General features: G+C 67.3%; 18 protein-coding genes. 13 read left to right on the top strand and 5 right to left on the bottom strand.

Features of this window, described 5'->3' with window-relative positions; all coding sequences use genetic code 11:
• Positions 1–26 precede the first annotated feature (26 nt).
• The 8 genes from ACTIF2_RS12195 (at position 27) to ACTIF2_RS12160 (ending at position 7533) form a co-directional block, all read left to right on the top strand.
• Positions 27–1106: a BMP family ABC transporter substrate-binding protein gene (locus tag ACTIF2_RS12195; protein ID WP_439497344.1), complete on the top strand. Its 1080-nt coding sequence runs from the start codon at positions 27–29 to the stop codon at positions 1104–1106.
• 232 nt (positions 1107–1338) lie between these two features.
• Positions 1339–2505: an ABC transporter substrate-binding protein gene (locus ACTIF2_RS12190; protein WP_439497343.1), complete on the top strand. Its 1167-nt coding sequence runs from the start codon at positions 1339–1341 to the stop codon at positions 2503–2505.
• Between the two features lie 95 nt (positions 2506–2600).
• The gene (locus ACTIF2_RS12185; protein WP_439497342.1) at positions 2601–3527 is read left to right on the top strand and encodes a branched-chain amino acid ABC transporter permease; all 927 of its coding nucleotides are present in this window, start codon (positions 2601–2603) and stop codon (positions 3525–3527) included.
• The gene (locus ACTIF2_RS12180) at positions 3524–4519 is read left to right on the top strand and encodes a branched-chain amino acid ABC transporter permease (RefSeq protein WP_439497341.1); all 996 of its coding nucleotides are present in this window, start codon (positions 3524–3526) and stop codon (positions 4517–4519) included. Before ACTIF2_RS12185 ends, ACTIF2_RS12180 begins: the two co-directional genes overlap by 4 nt.
• Complete coding sequence (locus ACTIF2_RS12175) at positions 4512–5261, top strand: ABC transporter ATP-binding protein (protein ID WP_439497340.1); 750 nt, start codon at positions 4512–4514, stop codon at positions 5259–5261. The genes ACTIF2_RS12180 and ACTIF2_RS12175 overlap by 8 nt, the downstream gene beginning before the upstream one ends.
• 4 nt (positions 5262–5265) lie before the next feature.
• Positions 5266–5964 carry an ABC transporter ATP-binding protein gene (locus tag ACTIF2_RS12170; RefSeq protein WP_439497339.1) on the top strand — a complete coding sequence of 233 codons (699 nt, stop codon included), beginning with the start codon at positions 5266–5268 and terminating at the stop codon, positions 5962–5964.
• A 12-nt stretch (positions 5965–5976) separates the two neighbouring features.
• Entirely contained in the window at positions 5977–6435 is a 459-nt protein-coding gene (locus ACTIF2_RS12165) for a cupin domain-containing protein (protein WP_439497338.1), read from the top strand.
• Between the two features lie 111 nt (positions 6436–6546).
• Positions 6547–7533: a glycerophosphodiester phosphodiesterase family protein gene (locus tag ACTIF2_RS12160; RefSeq protein WP_439497337.1), complete on the top strand. Its 987-nt coding sequence runs from the start codon at positions 6547–6549 to the stop codon at positions 7531–7533.
• On the opposite strand, the gene ACTIF2_RS12155 is transcribed toward ACTIF2_RS12160, so the two are convergent.
• Positions 7530–8771, bottom strand: coding sequence for a flavin-dependent oxidoreductase (locus ACTIF2_RS12155; protein ID WP_439497336.1), 1242 nt, complete (start codon positions 8769–8771; stop codon positions 7530–7532). The two genes, ACTIF2_RS12160 and ACTIF2_RS12155, sit on opposite strands and share 4 nt — an antisense overlap.
• Positions 8772–9060: 289 nt before the next feature.
• Here ACTIF2_RS12155 and ACTIF2_RS12150 point away from each other — a divergent pair, with 289 nt between their 5' ends.
• Entirely contained in the window at positions 9061–9333 is a 273-nt protein-coding gene (locus ACTIF2_RS12150) for an HU family DNA-binding protein (protein ID WP_439497335.1), read from the top strand.
• A gap of 219 nt (positions 9334–9552) precedes the next feature.
• Positions 9553–10728: a vWA domain-containing protein gene (locus tag ACTIF2_RS12145; protein ID WP_439497334.1), complete on the top strand. Its 1176-nt coding sequence runs from the start codon at positions 9553–9555 to the stop codon at positions 10726–10728.
• A 46-nt stretch (positions 10729–10774) separates the two neighbouring features.
• On the opposite strand, the gene ACTIF2_RS12140 is transcribed toward ACTIF2_RS12145, so the two are convergent.
• Positions 10775–11443, bottom strand: a complete 669-nt coding sequence (locus tag ACTIF2_RS12140; protein ID WP_439497333.1) for a hypothetical protein — start codon at positions 11441–11443, stop codon at positions 10775–10777.
• Between the two features lie 256 nt (positions 11444–11699).
• On the opposite strand from ACTIF2_RS12140, the gene ACTIF2_RS12135 reads away from it, so the two are divergent.
• Positions 11700–12305 (top strand): hypothetical protein, encoded by a 606-nt coding sequence (locus ACTIF2_RS12135; RefSeq protein WP_439497332.1) that lies wholly within the window; start codon positions 11700–11702, stop codon positions 12303–12305.
• Here ACTIF2_RS12135 and ACTIF2_RS12130 read toward each other — a convergent pair.
• Entirely contained in the window at positions 12302–12724 is a 423-nt protein-coding gene (locus tag ACTIF2_RS12130) for a universal stress protein (protein WP_439497331.1), read from the bottom strand. The two genes, ACTIF2_RS12135 and ACTIF2_RS12130, sit on opposite strands and share 4 nt — an antisense overlap.
• 204 nt (positions 12725–12928) lie before the next feature.
• On the opposite strand from ACTIF2_RS12130, the gene ACTIF2_RS12125 reads away from it, so the two are divergent.
• Positions 12929–14167 carry an MFS transporter gene (locus tag ACTIF2_RS12125; RefSeq protein WP_439497330.1) on the top strand — a complete coding sequence of 413 codons (1239 nt, stop codon included), beginning with the start codon at positions 12929–12931 and terminating at the stop codon, positions 14165–14167.
• Between the two features lie 20 nt (positions 14168–14187).
• Here ACTIF2_RS12125 and ACTIF2_RS12120 read toward each other — a convergent pair whose 3' ends face one another.
• Together ACTIF2_RS12120 and ACTIF2_RS12115 are read right to left on the bottom strand one after the other, a co-directional pair.
• The gene (locus tag ACTIF2_RS12120; RefSeq protein ID WP_439497329.1) at positions 14188–14508 is read right to left on the bottom strand and encodes a 2Fe-2S iron-sulfur cluster-binding protein; all 321 of its coding nucleotides are present in this window, start codon (positions 14506–14508) and stop codon (positions 14188–14190) included.
• A gap of 93 nt (positions 14509–14601) precedes the next feature.
• Complete coding sequence (locus ACTIF2_RS12115) at positions 14602–14940, bottom strand: Hpt domain-containing protein (RefSeq protein ID WP_439497328.1); 339 nt, start codon at positions 14938–14940, stop codon at positions 14602–14604.
• 267 nt (positions 14941–15207) lie between these two features.
• Here ACTIF2_RS12115 and ACTIF2_RS12110 point away from each other — a divergent pair, with 267 nt between their 5' ends.
• Entirely contained in the window at positions 15208–20976 is a 5769-nt protein-coding gene (locus ACTIF2_RS12110) for an apolipoprotein A-IV repeat region-like domain-containing protein (protein WP_439497327.1), read from the top strand.
• The last annotated feature ends 5 nt before the right edge of the window (positions 20977–20981 follow it).

Below are 20981 nucleotides of genomic sequence, written 5' to 3'. Positions count from 1 at the left end.
CCGCCACCATAATGGGGAGACCAACCATGTCGCCGCTCATCACCCGCCGCACGCTGCTCGCCGGCGCAGGCGCTGCCTCGACCCTCCCGCTCGTCGGGCGCGGCGCCTCCGCCCAGGCGCCGCTCGGCGTCGGCTTCATCTATGTCGGGCCGGTCGGCGACCATGGCTGGAGCTGGACGCATGACCAGGGCCGCAAGGCGCTCGAGAAGGAATATGGCGACAAGATCAAGACGAGCTTCATCGAGAACGTCGCCGAGGGGCCCGATGCCGTCCGCGCCATCCGCCAGCTCGCCCAGGGCGGCAACCAGCTGATCTTCACCACCTCCTTCGGCTTCATGAACCCGACCGTGCAGGTCGCCAAGCAGTTCCCGAAGCTGAAATTCGAGCACGCCACCGGCTACCAGCGCAGCGAGAACCTCGCGACCTACAATGCCCGCTTCTATGAGGGCCGGGCCGTGATCGGCACCATTGCCGGGCACATGTCGAAGAGCGGCCAGGCCGGCTATATCGCCTCCTTCCCGATCCCCGAGGTGGTGATGGGCATCAACGCCTTCACGCTCGCGGCCCGCAAGGTGAACCCGAACTTCAAGACCAAGGTGATCTGGGCCTCGACCTGGTACGACCCCGCCAAGGAGGCCGATGCCGCCAAGGCGCTGATCGACCAGGGCTGCGACGTGATCAGCCAGCACACCGACAGCCCCGCGGCCCTGCAGGCGGCCGAGCAGCGCGGCGTCTATGCCTTCGGCCAGGCCTCCGACATGAAGGCTTTCGCGCCCAAGGCCCATCTCTCGGCGATCGTCGACGACTGGTCCGGCTACTACATCAAGCGCGTCAAGGAGGTCATGGACGGCAGCTGGAAGACCGGCGACGTCTGGGGCGGCATCAAGGACGGCATGGTCAAGCTCGCGCCCTATAACGACGCCGTGACGCCGGCAGCGCGCGCTGCGGCCGACGAGGTGCAGAAGGGCATCGTCGCCGGCACGCTCCATCCCTTCACCGGCGAACTCAAGGACCAGAAGGGCACCTTGCGCCTCAAGGCCGGCGAGACAGCGCCCGACGAGATGCTCGCCAAGATGGACTGGTATGTCGACGGCGTGCAGGCGTAAACCGGCCGCCGCGGGCGTCATGCTCGGGCTCGACCCGAGCATCTCCTCATCGAGATTCTCGGGTCTGCGCTGCGCTTCGCCCGAGAATGACGAGGGCACGGCTCGGAAAATTCCCTGTCGCACACCTCTTGCAGATATTTTAAGCTTGAAACAATATGTGACGAAGGCTGACCGGAGATGGGGATCTCCGCCGGCCAGGCGGCTCTCTTGAACGTCCGGGAGGACATCCGACATGAAACTGAAATTCGCATTGTCGCTTAGTGCCGGCCTGCTCGCGCTCGCCAGTGCCGCCCAGGCGCAGGAGCCGATCAAGATCGGCGTCGTCGCCGTCCTGACCGGGCCGGCGGCCGCGCTCGGCCAGCAGGTCCGTGACGGTTTCCAGCTCGCGGTCGACAAGAACGGCGGCAAGCTCGGCGGCGTGCCGGTGCAGATCACCGTGATCGACGATGAGCTCAAGCCCGATGTCGCTGTGAGCAAGGTCCGCAGCTTCGTCGAGGGCGGCAAGGTCGATTTCGTGGTCGGCCCGGTGTTCTCGAACATCCTCGGCGCCATCGCCAAGCCGGTGCTCGATTCGGGAGCGTTCCTGATCAGCCCGAATGCCGGCCCCTCGACCATGGCCGGAAAGGCCTGCAACCAGAATTTCTTCGTGACCTCCTATCAGAACGACCAGGTCCACGAGGTCCTCGGCAAATACGCGCAGGACCAGGGCTTCAAGAAGGCCTTCATCATCGCGCCGAACTATCAGGCCGGTAAGGATTCGCTCGCCGGCTTCAAGAACTACTTCAAGGGCGAGATCATCGACGAGGTCTATGCGCCGCTGACCTCGCTGGATTTCTCGGCCGAGCTCGCCAAGATCGCCTCGACCAAGCCCGATGTGGTGTTCGCCTTCCTGCCCGGCGGCCTGGGCGTGAATTTCGTCAAGCAATGGTCGCAGGCCGGGCTGAACGGCAAGATCCCTTTCCTCTCCGCCTTCACGGTCGATGAATCGACCCTGCCGGCGCAACAGGACGCCGCGGTCGGCATGTTCGGCGGCATGACCTGGGCGCCGAACATGGACAACCCGCAGACCAAGGCCTTCGTGACGGCCTATGAGGCGGCCTACAAGATCGTGCCGGGCTCCTATGCCCAGCAGGCCTATGACGCCGCGCTGCTGATCGACTCGGCCGTGAAAGCGGCCGGCGGCACCGGCGACAAGGACAAGCTGCGCGCCGCGCTGAAGAAGGCGGATTTCACCTCGCTGCGCGGCAAGTTCAAGTTCAACACCAATGGCTACCCGATCCAGGATTTCTACCTGGTCAAGGTCGCCAAGCGTGCGGACGGCAAGTTCCAGACCGAGATCGCGCAGAAGGTGTTCACCGACTACGCCGACCCGCACGCGAAGGATTGCGCGCTGAAGTGACGAATGTCGTCATTCTCGGGCGAAGCGTAGCGCAGACCCGAGAATCTCTTTCCTGAGATGCTCGGGTCAAGCCCGAGCATGACGGGCGGTATTTCATGACCACGAGCCTCCTCATCGTCCAGATCCTGAACGGGCTCCAGCTCGGCGTGCTGCTGTTCCTGGTCGCCGCGGGGCTGACGCTCGTCTTCGGCGTGATGGACTTCATCAACCTGGCCCATGGCGTGCAGTACATGCTCGGGGCCTATCTGGCGGTCACCTTCGTCGGGCTGACCGGCAGCTTCGTGCTGGGGCTGGTGCTCGCCTTGATCGCCGCCCTGGTGCTGGGGCTCGCGCTCGAGTTCCTGGTCTTCCGCCATCTCTACGAGCGCGACCATCTCGATCAGGTCCTGGCCACGTTCGGGCTGATCCTTTTGCTGAACCAGGGCGTCAAGATCGTCTGGGGCGCGGCTCCCCTCTCGGTCCCGATTCCGGAGTTCCTGTCCGGCTCGGTCAGGCTGATGGATGGCATCCTCTATCCGGTCTATCGCTTCGCGCTGATCGGCGCCGGCCTGGCCGTCGGCGGCCTGCTCTGGTTCATCGTCGAGAAGACGCGCACCGGCATGCTGCTGCGCGCCGGCGCCTCGAATGCGCCGATGGTCTCGGCGCTCGGCGTCGATATCCGCAAGCTCTTCATGGTCGTCTTCGCCTTCGGGACGATGCTCGCCGGCTTTGCCGGCGCGATGGCGGCGCCGATCCTCTCGGTCGAGCCGGGCATGGGCGACACCGTGCTGATCCTCGCCTTTGTCGTCATCGTCGTCGGCGGCATCGGCTCGATCCGCGGCGCCTTCGTCGGAGCGCTGATCGTCGGACTGGTCGACACGCTCGGCCGCTCCTTCATGAACGACCTGCTGCGGCTGTTCATGAGCGCGCCGTCGGCCCGCGCCACCGGCGCGGCGCTGTCCTCGATGCTGATCTATCTGGTGATGGCGATCGTGCTGTTCGTGCGGCCCGAGGGGCTGCTGCCTGCCAAGGGCCGGACATGAGCGCGGTGGACGCCATTGCCGAGACGCCCGCGGTCGCGACGCCGCTGCCGAAGCGTCGCCCGATCATTGCGCTCGCGCTCTTCGCCTTGCTGGCGCTGCTCCCCCTTGCCGTCGCGCTCGGCCTGCCCGCGCACTGGCTCACGCTGGTGACGCGGGCGCTGATCTTCGCCATCGCCGCGCTCTCGCTCGACCTCATTCTCGGGATCGGCGGCCTGGTCTCCTTCGGCCACGCCGTCTTCATCGGCATCGGGGCCTATGTCACCGGCATCATGATCACCGAGGGCCAGGCGGAGGCGCTCCTGATCCTCCCGGTAATCGCCGTCGCCAGCGGATTGTTCGCGGCCGTCACCGGAGCGGTCTCGCTGCGCACCCGCGGCGTCGCCTTCATCATGATCACGCTGGCCTTCGGCCAGATGGGGTTCTTCCTGGCGCAGGCGCTCTCGGCCTATGGCGGCGATGACGGGCTGACGCTCTATCAGCGCAGCACCGTCGCCGGGTTCGATCTCTTCGCCAACCGGACGGGCTTCTACTACATCGTGCTGGGCGCCCTCGCCGGCTGCTACTGGCTGGTCGGCACGATCGTCGCCTCGCGTTTCGGCCGCGTGCTGCGTGCCGCGCGCGAGAACCCGACGCGCGTGACGGTCACTGGCTACGATGTCGGGCGCGTGCGCCTGATCGCCTATGTCATCAGCGGCGTCATCGCCGGGCTCTCCGGCTTCTTCCTCGCCAACCACACCGAATTCGTCAGCCCGGCCTTCATGTCCTGGCAGCGTTCGGGCGAGCTGATCTTCATGGTCGTGCTCGGCGGCGTCGGTTCCCTGCACGGCGCCATCATCGGCGCGCTCGCCTTCCTCTTCGCGGAGGACGTGCTGGCCAGCTACACCGAGCACTGGAAGGCGATCTTCGGGCCGTTGATCGTGCTCTTCGTGCTGTTCACGCGTGGCGGCATCGTCGGCATCCTCGGCAAGCTCCGTGGGGGCCGCGATGACTGAGCCGGTTCTCGCGCTCGACCGCCTCGGCAAGGCCTTCGGCGCCTTGAAGGTGACGGACGGGGTCAGCCTCGCCGTCGCGCCCGGCGAGCTCCATGCGCTGATCGGTCCGAACGGCGCCGGCAAGACCACGCTGGTCCATCAGATTTCCGGGATGCTGCGCCCTGACAGCGGCGCCATCCAGTTCCGCGGGACGGACATCACCGCGCTGACGCCGGAGAAGCGCGCCCGGGCCGGGCTGGCGCGGACCTTCCAGATCACCTCGACCATCGCCTCGCTCTCGGTGCTGGAGAACGTGGCGCTGAGCGTACAGGCGCGCGCGACGCACCCGCTCGCCCTCTTCCGCAACGCCGCCCGCGACGAGCGCCTGAACGGCCCGGCCTGGGCCGCGCTCGAAGCGGTGGGCCTGACCGATCGCGCGCATGTCCAGGCCGGCCGGCTCTCGCATGGCGAGAAGCGCGCGCTCGAGATCGCGATGGCGCTGACGCTGGAGCCGGCGGCGATCCTGCTCGACGAGCCGCTCGCCGGCGTCGGCCGCGAGGAAGGCGAGCGCCTGATCGGCCTGCTCAGGAGCCTGAAGGGGCGCTACGCCATGCTGCTCGTCGAGCATGACATGGAGGCGGTGTTCGCGCTCGCCGACAAGGTCAGCGTGCTCGTCTATGGCCGCGTCATCGCCACGGGCGACCCGGCATCCGTCCGAGCCGATCCGGCCGTGCGCGAAGCCTATCTCGGCGAGGAGGGCTGAAACGATGCTCGTCGTCGAGAAGCTCGATGCCGGCTATGGCGAGGCGCAGATCCTGTTCGGCGTCGATTTCTCGGTCGGCGAAGGCGAGGTCGTGACCTTGCTCGGCCGCAACGGCATGGGCAAGACCACGACGATCCGCGCCATCATGGGGCTGATCCCCGTCAAGGCCGGGCGGATCACCGTGTCCGGCCGCGACCTGACCGGCGCCCCGCCCTTCAAGACCGCGCAGGCCGGCATCGGCCTCGTCCCCGAGGGTCGGCAGATCTTCCCGACGCTCAGCGTCGAGGAGAACCTGATCGCGACGGCGGCGAGCCGCTTCGGCAAGAAGCGCTGGGATCTCGACCGGATCTACGCCTTCCTGCCGCGCCTGAAGGAACGGCGCGGCAATCGCGGCAACCAGCTCTCGGGCGGCGAGCAGCAGATGCTGGCGATCGGCCGGGCATTGATGACCAATCCCAGGCTCGTCATTCTCGACGAGGCGACGGAAGGGCTGGCGCCGATCATCCGCCAGGAGATCTGGTCCTGCCTCGCGGCGTTGAAGGCCGAGGGCGAATCGATCCTCGTCATCGATAAGAATGTCGATGCGCTGGCGAAGATCGCCGATCGTCATATCGTCCTCGAAAAGGGCCGCGTCGTCTGGCGCGGCTCGAGCGACGAATTGCGCAGCGACAATGCGGTCAAGGATCGCTTCCTGCATCTCTAGAAGGAACCAGCCATGAAGCCTCTCACCGCCGGCGTGACCAGGGCCAATGAAGGCCTCGACGCGATCTCATGGAGCATTCTCGGCCAGACCTATGTGCCGAAGATGCTGAGCGAGGACAGCTTCTCCTGGCACGCGGTCTTCCCGCCCGGCACCTTCGTGCCGCCGCATATCCACCCGACCCAGGACGAGTTCATCTACATGCTCGAGGGCCGGCTCGACCTCGTGCTCGACGGCGCGGAATCGCATGCGACCGCCGGCGACCTGATCCGCCTGCCGCGCAATGTCCCGCACGGCCTGTTCAACAAAAGCGACGCGACGGTGAAATGCCTGTTCTGGGTCGCGCCCACCGGCCGGCTCTACGATCTGTTCTGGGCGATCCATTCGATGCCCGAGCAGAACCCGGCCGAGGTCGTGGCGCTCGCGGCGAAATACGAGATCGACTTCCTGCCGCCCCCGCCCGACGGGGCGTGAGACTCTGCCCGGCGAACGCGGCGCCAGTTCGGGGCCGCAGGCCGGGACGCAGGACCAGGTCGAAAATTTGCCAGTTTCCGCCGCCGATATGGGCGCAGCCGGAGGTTGGTGATGCTGCGATTCGCCCGTTACGCTCTACTGCTGATCGCCGCCCTGGCCGGCATCGCCTTCGTAAACAACAGCGCCATCTTCGGCGAGCCGCAGGGCGGGCGTCCCGTCCTGCTTGCGCATCGCGGCCTTGCCCAGACCTATCCGCCCGACGGCGTGACCGACACGACCTGCACCGCGGCGCGGATCAATCCGCCCGAGCATCCCTATCTCGAGAACACGCTTCCAGCCATCGAGGCGGCCTTCGCCGCCGGCGCCGACATCGTCGAGTTCGACATCCACCCCACGAGCGACGGCCATTTCGCGGTGTTCCACGACTGGACGCTCGACTGCCGGACGAACGGCACGGGCGTCACGCGCGAGAGGAGCCTGGCCGAGCTCAAGGCGCTCGACATCGGCCATGGCTACACCGCCGATGGCGGCGCCACCTACCCGTTCCGCGGGCGCGGCACCGGGCTGATGCCTACGCTGGACGAGGTGCTGGCCCGCTTCCCGGATCGGCGCTTCCTGATCCACATCAAGAGCAACGACCCGCGCGAGGGCGAGGCGCTCGCGGCGCGCTTGCTGAAGCTCGCGCCCGAGCAACTGGCACGCCTGATGGTCTATGGAGGGGACCAACCGATCGCCGCGCTGCGAGCGCGTGTGCCCTCGCTCCTGACGATGTCCAAGGAGGCCGAGAAGCGCTGCCTTCTGCACCACCTGGCGCTCGGCTGGATCGGAATCGCCCCGCGCTCCTGCGAGCAACAACTGCTGCTGATCCCGTCGAATTACACAGCTTGGATATGGGGTTGGCCGCAGCGCTTCACAGAACGGATGCGCAAGGCCGGCAGCAGCGTGATCGTCGCTGGCCCGCTCGTCGGTGGCGAGGGCTCGACCGGCATCGACCGCGCCGAGGACCTTGCCGCTCTGGCACGGCCTATCCCCGGAATCTGGACCAACCGGATCGATCGCATCGCTCCGCTGGTCCGAGCCAAGCCGACCGCGCGCTAACGCTTGGCCAATTGTTCCGGGGCGAAACCGGCAGTGCCGGCATAGGATTTCACGATCGCCTCGCGCCTCGCATAGCTCATCACCCGCTCGACATCGTCGAAGCCGTTGGGGGCGAGCGCCTCGATGGCGTCGATGACCCGCTCCGGCCCGCCGACCCGGTTCAGCGCCACGATCTGCGCCGTCGCCGGCAGGCGCAACGCCTCATAGGCGGCGAGCGCCTGGCGCGGATGCTCGGCCCGCACCAGCGCATCGGCAAGCGCGCGAGCATCCAGGATCGCCTGCGAGGCGCCGTTGGAGCCGACCGGATACATCGGATGCGCCGCGTCGCCGAGCAGGGTGACGCGGCCATGGGTCCAGCGCGGCAGCGGATCGCGATCGCACATCGGATAGTCCCAGAAGCCGGGCGAGGCCTGGATCAGGGCGAGAATGTCGACGCCCGGCACCGAGAAGCGCCGCGCATGGGGCAGCACGTCCTCGAGCCGCCCCGGCTTCGACCACGCCTCTTTCGGCGGCGGCTTCGCCGGATCGCCGGTGCGGATGTTGACGACCCAGTTGGTCAGGCGCGTATCGGGTTTGCTCCCCGGCGCAATCGGATAGAGCACGAGCTTGCCGGCCATGCCGCCAGCGATGATCATGCTTTCGCCGTCGAGGAAGGCGGGCCAGTCGCAGGCGCCGCGCCACATCTGGACGCCGTTCCAGTGTGGCGGACCCTGGTCCGGAAAGTAATGTCCCCGCACCGTCGAGTGGATGCCGTCGGCCGCGATCAGGATGTCGGCGCGCGCCGTCTCGCCGGCTTCGCCGCGTCGGGAATCGGCGAAATGCGCGGTGACGCCGCCCTCGTCCTGCAGGAACCCTTGCAGGCGCCGGCCGGTGCGCAATGCGTCCTGCCCGAGCCGCGCGACCACGGCATCGCGGATCACGCCCTGCAGCCGCCCGCGATGGATCGAGAATTGCGGCACCGGCGCCCCGGCATGCAGGCCGCGCGGCTCGCGCCAGACAGTCTGGCCGAAGCGGTTCATGTAGATCAGTTCGCGCGTGCGGATGGCGACGGCATCGAGCGCCGGCAGCAGGCCGAGCTCGGCCAGTTCGCCGATCGCATGCGGCAAGGTGTTGATGCCGACGCCGACCTCGCGAATCTCGCCGGATTGCTCGTAGACGGTGGCGGTGATGCCGCGCGCATGCAGCATGAGCGCAAGCGTCAAACCGCCGATTCCGCCTCCGACGATGACGACCTTCATCGCGTCCCCCGTATCCCGCCTTATTATTTTAAGCTTGAAATAATAGCGCCGGATTTGTCAATCGCCCGCCAATGCAGCCATCGTCATGCTGTTTTTAACGCCATACGGGCGGGAACGAAGCGAAATGCTGTGCGTATCTAGGGCCGGTGCCGTGTTTTTGGACGCCAGCCGTGCCAAGTGGCAGTTTCGCTTAGGGTGGAGTGGCGACCGTCGCCGATTCGCGGGGGCCGCCAAGCTTTACATCCGCCCCAGCGACGCCTACCCAACACCGTTCTTCAGGAGAGTTTTCATGACCAAGAACGAACTGATCGCCGCCATCGCCGAAGAGACCGGCAAGACCAAGGCCGACGTCTCCGCCATTCTCGGCTCGCTCGCCGCCGTCGTGGCGAAGACGCTGAAATCCGGCGGCGACGTCACGCTCGGCGGCGTCGGCAAGCTGGCCGCGGCCAAGCGCGACGCCCGCGAAGCCCGCAACCCCTCGACCGGCGCCATGATCAAGGTCCCGGCCAAGACCGTCGTCAAGTTCAAGGTCACCAAGGACCTCGCCGACGCCGTGGCCTGATCCTCAGGCAACGCCCCCGGCCATCCGCGCCCTCATCCTGAGGAGCCATTCCACCGGGATGGCGTCTCGAAGGATGCTCCAGCATCTCTGAAACACCCTTTGCGACGCCGTAGTGCGGCTCCTCGGGGTGTGGGCCATATGTCCGGTGAATTCCCAGGCAGCACCGCCCCTCGGGGCCGTGCTGCTTGACCCCGCTCCCGGCTTCCGCACAGTGGGGCGATGTTCCTTCGCCTTTTCACCGACCTGCGCGCCGCCAAGGTTCCCGTCACGCTGCGGGAATATCTGGCGCTGCTCGAAGGCGTCGAGGCCGATCTCGCGGACCACCGGGTCGACGAGTTCTATTATCTCGCCCGCACCTGCCTGGTGAAGGACGAGCGCCATCTCGACAGGTTCGATCAGGTCTTCGCCCAGGTCTTCAAGGGCATGGAGACGCTTGGCCAGGCCATCGAGCAGGCAGCCATTCCCGAGGAATGGCTGCGCAGGCTCGCGGAAAAATTCCTGACCGAAGAGGAAAAGCGCCAGATCGAGGCGATGGGCTGGGACAAGCTCTGGGAGACGCTGAAGCAGCGCCTGGAGGAGCAGAAGGGCCGGCACCAGGGCGGCTCGAAATGGATCGGCACCGCCGGCACCTCGCCCTATGGCGCCAATGGCTACAATCCCGAAGGCGTGCGCATCGGCCAGGACAAGAACCGCAATTTCCACGCGGTGAAAGTCTGGGACCAGCGCGAGTTCAAGGATTTCGACGACACGCGCGAGCTCGGCGTGCGCAATCTGCGCATCGCGCTACGCCGCCTGCGCCGCTTCGCCCGGACCGGCGCGGCCGAAGAGCTCGATCTCGACAACACGATCTCGGAAACCGCCAAGCATGGCTATCTCGACGTGCAGCTCCGGCCGGAGCGGCGCAACGCCGTCAAGGTCCTGCTGTTCCTCGATGTCGGCGGCTCGATGGACTGGCATGTCGAGCTGGCCGAGGAGCTGTTCTCGGCGGCGCGGGCCGAGTTCAAGCATTTCGAGCATTTCTACTTCCACAACTGCCCCTATGAGCGGGTCTGGCGCGAGAACCTCCGCCGGCACGATCAGGTGATCCCGACCTGGGACATCCTGCGGACCTATCCGGCGGATTATCGCGTCGTCTTCGTCGGCGACGCGTCGATGAGCCCCTACGAGGTCGCGATGCCGGGCGGCTCGGTCGAGCACTGGAACGAGGAGCCGGGCGAGGTCTGGATGCGGCGGCTGACCGAGCGCTTTCAGAAATCGGTCTGGCTCAACCCCGTGCAGCAGCATCTCTGGAGCTACACCCAGTCGATCCGCCAGATCGGTGGCCTGATGAACGGCCGGATGTTCCCGCTGACGCTGGACGGGCTCGACGGTGCGATGAAGGTGCTGGCGCGGTGAGAGCCGCCACTTCGAGGCCGCGTATAAGCTGCGAATCGCAGCGCCTCTACGAGAACGCGGCCAGCCGATCGAGCGCCTGCTCGCGAGCCATGACATCGTCCGCGTTCGCCGGCTTCTTCAGGCTGGTGATGTAGTCCTGGGCGCCGGTCGTCAGCTTGCCGCCCTGCAGCGTGACCCGTCCGTCCAGCCGCTGAATGTCGTTCGCGCGCGTCAGGAAGCGCGTGTTCGCCTGTTCGGCCTCGTCGTCGTTGCGGGCCGCCCTCTTCTCCTTGGCGAGTGCCTCCAGCGCCAGCTGCGTCGCCCGCATGGCGTGGAATTCGACGATCGCCCTCAGCTCCTTGGAATCCGGATTGTCGGCGAAATACTCCTCGACCTTCTTCTTGTAGAGGCCGTCGGCCGTGACCCGGCCGAACTTGTCCACCTTCAGCGATATCGCCTCGTCGGCCGGGATTCCGGCCCGTTTCAGGAAGTCGTCGAACTTGCCCGCGAGAATGTCGGTCCGCTCCTGAATGTCCTCGTCCAGGGTCTTGAACAGTTGCGGGGCGACGGTGCCGGCCGCGAACGCCTTGGCCTGTGCCGAAAGTTCGACGATCACCGCCGACCCCATGGCGGCGGCATCGGCTTTGACCGGCTTCGAACCCGCTTCCTTATCCGTCGCGGCGCCGGATGTGGCCGACGCGATCTTCGGCGACGTGCCCGGCAGGTCTTTCGCCAACCCCGAGATGCTTGCCATGTCGGCCTCCGCGCGCGCCGGCTCGAAGCATCGCCGGTTCCACAACACTACGTGTAGCGCCAGCGCGCTAAGTATTCCTTATCGTGCACGATAGAAGACGCTCGAATTCGATGCGCCCGGACACCTCTCCTCCATCCCTCGGCACTCACGACGCGTCGGCGCGTCCGCCGGGACAATGTGAAGCGACCGGGCATGACGACGAAGACAACGCGAAGGCCAGCCGCTAAAGCTCACGACCATGCAAACCGAAGATGAAGCCCCACCACCCTCCTGGCGCCAGCGCCCCAAGCCGGTCGGCTTCGAGATCGCCTACCGGATCGACGGCGACGAGCTCGAGATCGACAGCACGCGCAAGGTCGACCGGGTGAAGCTCGGCGCGGTCGAGCAGGTGCGCTTCCTCTATGCGCCGAGCAATATCTCGTCGAAGGGCTTCAAGACGCAGCTCAGGCTGAGCAACGGCAAGAGCGTCACCTTCGGCAACCTGTCCTGGCGTTCGCTCACCGACATGGAGCGCAACGACGCCGGCTACCGCGCCTTCGTCGAGGCGCTCTCGGCGGCGATCGCGCGCGCCAATCCCCGCGCCCGCTTCCTGGCAGGGAAATCGAACTGGCTCTGGCTGACGCTGACGATCGTCAGCGGATTGTCGCTGGTGATGCTGGTGCTGTTCACGTTGCGGGCCTTCACTCAAGGCGCGAGTTCGGCCGGCTGGCTCGGCATCCTGCTGGCCGCGGCGTCGATCTGGCAGGTCGGGCCGATGATCAAGCTCAACCGGCCACGCGATCTGCGGACCGGCGAGGTTCCGGACGATCTGGTGCCGCGCGGCCCCGCCGTCGCGCCAGGTTAGCGCACCACCAGAACCGAGCACTTGGCCCGGCGCACGATGGTCGAGGCATTGGAGCCGATGACATAGGCGAGCATGCCCGGCTCATGCGAGCCGATCACGATCAGATCGGTGCCGCTCGCATCCGCCTCCGCCAGCACCTCGCCATGGACCGAGCCGACCAGGACCTTGGCCGAGACGCGCTCCGGCGGCAGGGTGATGGCGGCGGCGATCGCGGCGAGCTTGGCCTCGGCCTCGCTCTGCTGCTCCGTGTCGAAATCGGCCGGCACGAATTCCATATAGGTGATCGGCACCAGGGAGCGGACATAGACCAGCCGGATGGTGCCGCCGGACGCCTCCGCGAAGGAGACCGCCGCGGTGATGGCGGGGGTCGCGAGATCGGCCTCGGCCAGATCGACGGGTACCAGAATCGATTTGTACATCGCGTCCTCCCGGTTGTCGGCGTCGTCAGACCTGTCTTCGCCGCCTCATCATATCACGGCCCGCCGCGGACCGAGCTTTTGCATGGTCGCCATGACCGGTCGGAATTGACGCAGCCGGAGCCTCGCCTAAGAGTATCGCCGCACGGAACCAGCGTTGTGAAGTCCGTGGCGGCTTCGAGCCCGTTCCTCCTGTGCGGTAATCCCATGACCGAAGCCTCGCCTGCACCACGCTCCTCGAGGGCGCTGCTGCATTCGCCTGCCGCGTTCCTGATGATGCTGGCCTTCGTCAACTGGCTCGGTTTCGCGAGCTGGAGCGCGCTACTCAACAATTTCGCCAAGGAGGCGGCCGGCTTCACGGGTCAGGATATCGGCATCCTGCAGTCGGTCCGGGAGATCCCGGGCTTCCTGGCCTTCACCGCGATCATCCTGTTCTGGTTCATGCGCGAGCAGATCCTGGCCTATTTCAGCCTGATCGCGCTCGGCGTCGGCGTCGCGATCACCGGCTATTATCCGAGCCTGGGCGGGCTCCTGATCACCACGACGATCATGTCGCTCGGCTTCCACTATTACGAGACGGCGCAGCAGTCGCTGCAGCTCCAGCTCCTGCCCAAGGCGGAAGCCCCGCGGCTGCTCGGCAGGATCGCGGGCGCGTCGGCGGCGGCGCAGCTCCTCGCCTTCGGCACGATCGCGCTGATCTGGCGCATGTTCCAGCCCGGCTACATTGCCGTCTTCCTGGTCGCCGGACTGGTCACGATCGGCCTGACGATCGCGACCTGGCTGGCCTTCCCGCGCTTCCAGGGCGCCGTGCCGCAGAACAAGGGTTTCGTGCTGCGCAAGCGCTACTGGCTCTACTACGCAATGACCTTCATGTCCGGTGCGCGCCGGCAGATCTTCATGGCCTTCGGCGGCTTCCTGCTGGTCGAGCGCTTCGGCTACGACGTCTCGGCGACCGCGACGCTGCTGCTCGCGACCTATGGCATCAACACCTTCGTCGGGCCGATGCTGGGCCATCTCGTCGGGCGGATCGGCGAACGCGCGACGATCCAGCTCGAGAACATCTCGCTGATCGCCGTCTTCGTCGGCTACGCGCTGGCGAGCCACGGCCATTTCGCAGGCTGGGGCGTCTATATCGCCGGTGCGCTCTTCATTGTCGACGGCGTCTTCTTCACGCTGATGCTGGCGCAGCGCACCTATTTCCAGAAGATCGCCGATCCGGCCGATATCGCGCCGACCTCGGCCGTCGCCTTCACGATCAACCACATCGCGGCGGTGTTCCTGCCGGTGACCTTCGGGCTGCTCTGGATCCGCGATCCCGCCATCGTCTTCTATATCGGCGCGGGAGTGGCCACAGTCTCGCTGACGCTGGCCTTCCTGGTGCCGCGCCATCCGGCGCCGGGCCACGAGACGGTGATGGCGCCGGCTCTGCCGGCTGCCGCCGAATAAGGCTGCAGGGAGACTGCCGCTCAGCCCTGCCGGGCGGGGGTGCGCACGATCAGCCCATCGAGATCGTCCCGGACCCTGATCTGGCAGGACAGCCGCGAGGTCGGACGGACGTCGAAGGCGAAGTCGAGCATGTCCTCCTCCATCGACTCGGCATGCCCGGTCTTCTCGGCCCAGGCGTCATCGACATAGACATGACATGTCGCGCAGGCGCAGGCGCCGCCGCACTCGGCCTCGATCCCGGGAATGGCGTTGCGCACGGCCGTCTCCATCACCGTCGAGCCGGTCTCGGCCTCCACGGTACGGCTTTCGCCCTGGGCATCGATATAGGTGATCTTCGGCATCATGAACTCCGGCGGGCCTGTCGGCCGATGGGCCGGCACCGCTTAGAGCATTTCCAGGTCCCGTGGAAAGGGTCTTCGCCGCGTGTCGGCCCTTCAGGCCGCGCAATCGAAGCGCGAGATCGCCGCCCGCGCCTCGGCGGCGGCGAGCGTCAGCGCGTCCATCGCATGTTCCGTGCGGCCGATATCGCTCGTGGCCAGCTGGCGCTCCATCGCATCGGCGGCCTCGGCCACGGTCCAGGCTCCGATGGCCTGGGCGGCGCCCTTCAGCGTATGGGCCGCATCCATCCGGGTCCGGGCATCGCTGCCGGCATGAATGGTGCGCAGATGACGAACGCATTGCTGCGCGAAAAGCGCGAGCAGCTCGCGTTCGAGTTCGTGATCTCCCCCGGTCTGGCGGGCAAGATGAGCAAGATCGATGGCGGTTTGGGGCATGGGAGAACTCGGGAACACGAACATAGACGAGCCGAAACGCAGCTCTCGGCACGCTCTAACAAGCGCTATCATGGTGAACGAGGCGTTAACGACGTTTGTGAATCGAGGCCTCAAATGGGTTTCAATCACAGGAACGCTCCACTACCCTTCCAAGTGGTAAATGATGGGCGCATTGTCCCTCCTGATGCCGAGCGCCAGAGGCGGCGCCCCGCAGAACGAGGAACGCGACGGCGGCGCCCGTCGAAGTAGCGTGGCGAGGCGGCAATCATGACCCGGCAGAACAAGCTCCAGGATCCGACGGAAGCGGCGATGTCCGCCATCGAGGAGGCTCTGCGGCTCGACCAGTCCAAGCCTTCCGCCGACTCTGATCCGGCACCGGAACCAAAGCTGCCTTCAGCGGCCGAGAGCGATCTCAAGCTCGACCTGCCGCGCGTCGAGGCGGTGCCGAGGCAGGAAGCCGCTCCCGCGGCGCAGCCGGCTACGCCGCGTGCGGCGATCGCGCCCGACACCAGCCGCGTCGCCAATGACGACCGGCGCGACTCGAGCTCGCTCGTCCATGCCTTCTCGGCGCGCCCCTCGTCGCGCCCCTATTGGATCGCCGCCCTGGCCTCGCTGGCCTGGCTTGGCGGAGCCGCCTTCGTGCTCGTCAGCCGCTTCGGCTCGTTCAATAACGGCCTGCCCGAGGGGATGGCTGCGTTCGGTCCGGGCGAGTGGGCCCTGCTCACCCTCGCCATCGGCGCGCCCGTCGTCTTCTTCTTCGTGCTCGCGGCGCTTTATCGCCGCACCCAGGAAATGCGGCTCGTTTCGCGCGCCATGACCGAGGTCGCGCTGCGGCTGGCCGAACCCGAGGTGGTCGGCGCCGATTCCGTGCTCTCGCTGAGCCAGACCATCCGCCGCGAGGTCGCCGCCATGGGCGACGGCATCGAGCGCGCCGTGGCGCGCGCCGGCGAACTCGAGACGATCGTGCGCGGCGAGATCGCGACGCTCGAACGCGCCTATGCCGATAACGAGATCCGGCTGCGCTCGCTCATCGACGAACTCGTCACGCAGCGTGAATCGGTGGTCGGCAATGCCGAACGTGTGAAATTCGCGATCAGCGGCGCCCATGAGAGCCTGTCGAAGGACCTGGAAAGCGCCAGCCGTGCGATTGCCGAGGCCGTGTCGCAAGCGGGAGACCGTGTCACGGGCTCGCTCGGCGAGAAGGGCGACCAGATCACCATCGCGCTCGGCCGCGCCGGCGAGCGCATGGTCGACGAGATCAGCGGACGCGGGAACGAGCTGGTCGAGCGCCTGCAGGTCACCTCCAGCGAGGTCAGCGAACGGCTCTCGGGCGCCAGCGACAATCTCTCGACGATGCTCGACGGTCGGGCCCAGGAGATCGCCTCCTCGCTCGAACGCACGGGTGCTGCCCTGACCGACGGGCTGACGACGAGCGCGCGCGACGTCACCAAAGCGATCAGCGAGACCGGCTCGCAGGTCGTCGACACGCTGGCGACCCGCGTCGAGACCGTCAACGAGACCCTGAGGCAGACGGGCGAAGGCCTGGCTCAGGAAATCTCCGCGCGCGGCACCAGCGTCGCCGAGCGCTTCGAGCAGAGCGGCCGCACGCTGGTCGATCTCCTCGACGGCCAGAGCGAAAGCCTGACCCAGCGCCTCGCCGAGACCGGCGAGACCCTGCGCAGCTCGCTCTCCAGCGAGGGCGAAAGCGTCACCACCCGGCTCGCCGAGGTCGGCCGCGGCGTCCATGGCCTGCTCAACCGCCAGCATGAGATCATCGCCTCGCGCCTGCTCGAGGTCGGCAACAACGTGCATGGCCTCATCGACACCCAGGGCGAGAGCCTGGTCAACCGCCTGAGCGAGGCGACGCGGACGGTCGAGGACGTGCTGCGCGAGCGCGGCGACGCGATCGTGCTGCGCGTCGACGAAGCCGGGAAATCCCTCGGCGATGCGGTCAACCGCCACGGCGACGAGCTGACCACGCGGATCACCGAAGTCGGCACCAGCATCCACGGCCTGTTCACCGAACAGGGCGGCAGCCTGGTGACCCGCCTCTCCGAGACCGGCGAGATCGTGCACGGCCTGCTCGACCAGCAGTCCGAGAAGCTGGTCTCGCGCGTCTCGCTCGCCGGCAAGGAAGTCGAGGGCGTGATCGGCCAGCAGGGCGACACGCTGGTGACCCGCCTCGGCCAGACCGGTCGCGAGGTCCAGACCTTGATCGGCGCGCAAAGCGACACGCTGGTCGCGCGCCTCGGGCTCGCCGGCCAGGAGGTCGAGAACCTGATCAGCGAGCAGCGCGAGTCGCTCGTCGGCAGCCTGTCCGAGACCGGTACCAAGGTGAGCGCCCTGCTCGAGGAGCAGGCCGGCTCCATGACAGTGAAGGTCTCGCAGGCGGGCCTCGAGATGCAGGATCTGCTGAGCGGCCAGAGCCAGGCCCTGGTCACGCGCGTCGCCGATGTCGGCCGCTCCGTGCATGGGCTGCTGGCCGAGCGCGGCGGGGCGCTGATCGCACAGCTCGCCGACACCGGCGAGAGCCTGCATGCCAAGCTCGGCGAACAAGGCAACCTCCTTGCCGCCCGGGTCAACGAGAGCGTGGACGGCGCCCGCGAGGCGCTGGAGCAGCAGCAGAGCGGCTTCATCACGCGTCTGACCGGGGCGAGCCAGGAGGTCGGCACGCTGCTCGGCGAACAGCGCGAGACGATGATCCGCGATCTCGTCAGCACCGGCCGCGAGGTCCACACCCTGCTCGGCGAGCAGAGCGAGGACCTGGCAAGGCGGATGACCGAGGCGACGCGCACGCTGACCGAGACCATCAATGTCGATGGCCGCCATGTCGCGGAGCGCGTCACCGAGGCGACGCAAGGCCTGCACGACACCTTCACCATCCATGCCGAGGAGGCGCGCACGCTGCTCGCCGGAACCGGCAAGGAGATCGTGCTCGCGCTGACCCAGCAGGGCGGCCGCGTCAACGAGGCGCTGTCGGCCAATGCCGAATCGATGCTGCGCTCGGTCGAGAGCCGTGCCCAGGCGCTGAACGAAGCCCTGGCCAGCCGCCATGACGCCCTGAACCAGCTCTTCGACAATCAGGGCCGGCAGATCGACGGGACGCTCGCAGCGCGCCTGTCCTCCTTCGCCGACCTGTTCGAGAATCAGGGCCGCGGCATCGAGACCAATCTCAACGAGCGCCTCGCCGCCCTCGCCCATCTGTTCGACACGCAAGGGCGTGGCATCGAGACCAGCCTCAATGAGCGCCTCGCCGCCCTCACCCACCTGTTCGACACACAGGGTCGCGGCATCGAGATCAGCCTCAACGAGCGCCTCGCCGCCCTCACCCATCTGTTCGATACGCAGGGACGCGGTATCGAGGGCAGCCTCGACGAGCGCCTCGCGGCCTTCACGCACCTGTTCGACACGCAGGGGCGCGGCATCGAGAGCAGCCTCGGCGAGCGGCTCGTTGCCTTCACCAGCCTGTTCGACACGCAGGGGCGCAATATCGAGGCCGCCCTCGGGCTCCGCCTCGACGCCTTCGAGGAGATCGTGGTCCGGCAAGGCGGCTCGCTCGTGACCAAGCTCTCGGACGACTCGCGCAGCTTCACCGACGCCGTCGCCATGCGCCTCGGCCAGGTCGAGAAGCTGCTGACGGAAGACGGCCAGGCCCTGGCCGACAAGGTCGGGCAGCGTGCGGCCGAGGCGGCCGAGATCCTGGCTGCGCGGACGCAGGAAGCCGCTGCCGCAATGGAAGGCCAGATCAAGGTCTTCGAGGAGCGCTCGGGCGCCAAGAGCGCCGAGATCGCCACCTCGCTGGACGGCCTGATCGCCCGCATCGACGGCAATCTCGGCTCGCGCGCCACGGCTCTCAACGAAGCCCTGGTCGAACGCACGGTCGATATCGCCCGTGTGCTGGCGGAGGGCGGGCGCGAGGTCACCCGCGCGCTGGCAGCCAAGGCCGACGAAATCGGCGAGGTCGTCACCTCCAAGAGCGAGTCGCTCACGCGCACGCTCAGCGAGAAGGCGGACACCATCAACGCCACGCTGGGCGGGCGGGCGCTGCAAATCGCAGACACGCTCGACCAGAGCGTCGCGCGCTTCGAGGAGCGCGTGGTCAACCGGCTCGACACCGTCTCCGGCACGCTCGATACACGCGGCCAGCAGATCGCCGACACGCTGCACGGCAAGTCGGAAGAGATCTCCGCCTCGCTCGGCGCACGCGCCGAGGAGCTGCGCGCCCTGTTCGACGACCGGGGCGGCGGCATGATCGCGGCGCTGGGCCAGCGCGGAGCGGCGATCGCGAGCGAAGTCGCAAGCGTGGGCGAGTCGGTGGTGAGCGCGATCGAGGATCGCGGTTCCTCGATCATCGCCGGGCTGCGCGAGCGTGGCTCGGAGATCACAACCGCACTGGACACGTCTTCGTCCGGCCTGCGCGAGACGCTCGAGGCCGGTACGCGCCAATCCGTCGATGCGCTGGTCAACACCAACGAGCAGCTTCGCGGCGAGCTCGGCGGTATGCTGGGACGCCTCGGCGAGGCCAACAAGCTGATGCAACAGATCGTCAGCGGCGCCAACAAGAACCTCGCCTCGATCGAGAGCGGGCTGTCGACCCGCGTCCACGAGCTCCAGAGCGTGCTCGCCACGGTGATGGACGAGACGAAGAGCGCCTCGCAGCAGGTCTCCGCGCAGGTCGAGGAGCTGAAGGCCTTCTCCGAGGGGACGTTGCGCCAGACCACCGCGCTGGTGGGCCAGCTCGATGGCCAGGGCGCTTCGCTCAGCGAAGCCACGCAGGCCAGCACGGCGGCGCTCCACGCTGTCGCCTCGCGGCTCGAGCAGGTCGAGGCGCGCGTCGGCAAGGCGCTCGCCGAGCGCAAGGACTCGCTCGACGAGCTGCATGGGCTGATCGCCGGCAAGACCGACGACATCGAATCGATCACCCGCTCCTTCGCGGCCCTGATCGACGAATCGCTCAGCGGCGCCGAGGCGCGCGCGCGCCAGATCGGCGGCGTGCTGACCGATTCGGCAGAAGCCACCACCGGCGCGATCACGCAGCAGTTCGAGCTGATCCGCGCCACCACCGGCAAGGAGCGCGAGCGCACCGCTCACGCGCTGCGCTCGGCCTATGAGCAAGTCACCAACGAGGTCGGGAACGAGCTCGCCAAGGTCACGGAACGCTTCCAGGGCGCGGCGCAGGACATGCGCACCATCTCCTCCGAGATCCAGCGCGAGCTGGAATCGACCCGCGCCGAATTGAAGCGCGGCGTGCTCGATCTCCCGCGCGAAACGCAGGAATCGACGGCGGCGATGCGGCGCGTCGTGGCCGACCAGATCAAGGCGCTCAACGAGCTGACCGAGATCGTCACGCGCTCCGGCCGCAACAGCGACGTTGCCGGCGGCACCGAGACCCGCCGCGCGGTTTCGGCCGCGCCTGCAGCGCCCGCCTATTCCGCGCCCGCCACCCAGGCGCGCGCGGTTACGATCGCCGAGCCGTTGCTGCGGCCCTCGATCGATGCGTCTCCCGAGCCTGCTAAACCCGAGCCCGCCGCCGAGGTGAAAGCCGCGCCGGTGCGTCCGGCCCCCGCTCCGGAGGCGCAGCGCCGCACGGCACCGGCAGAGGCCCCGCCGGCCAAGGCCGGCTGGCTCTCCGACCTGCTGAACCGCGCCTCGCGCGAGGAGCGCGCGCCGGAGACCAGCAAGCCGACCGCCCATTCGATCGAGAAACTCGACTCGCTGTCGGTCGATATCGCCCGCATGATCGACCATGACGCCGCCGTCGAATTGTGGGACCGCTACAAGCGCGGCGAGCGCAACGTCTTCACGCGCCGGCTCTACACGCTGCAGGGCCAGCAGACCTTCGACGAGATCCGGCGCAAATATCGCCGCGACGCGGAGTTCAAGGAGACGGTCGACCGCTATATCGACGAGTTCGAGCGCCTGCTCGGCGAGGCGGCCAAGGACGACCGCGATTCGATGGTCGCCAAGACCTATCTCACCTCCGAGACCGGCAAGGTCTACACCATGCTGGCCCATGCCAGCGGGCGCTTCGAGTAAGCGCT

It is taken from the genome of Allobosea sp. (assembly GCF_051860145.1).
GTDB lineage: Bacteria > Pseudomonadota > Alphaproteobacteria > Rhizobiales > Beijerinckiaceae > Allobosea.
This window is presented reverse-complemented; position numbering and strand designations above follow the sequence as displayed.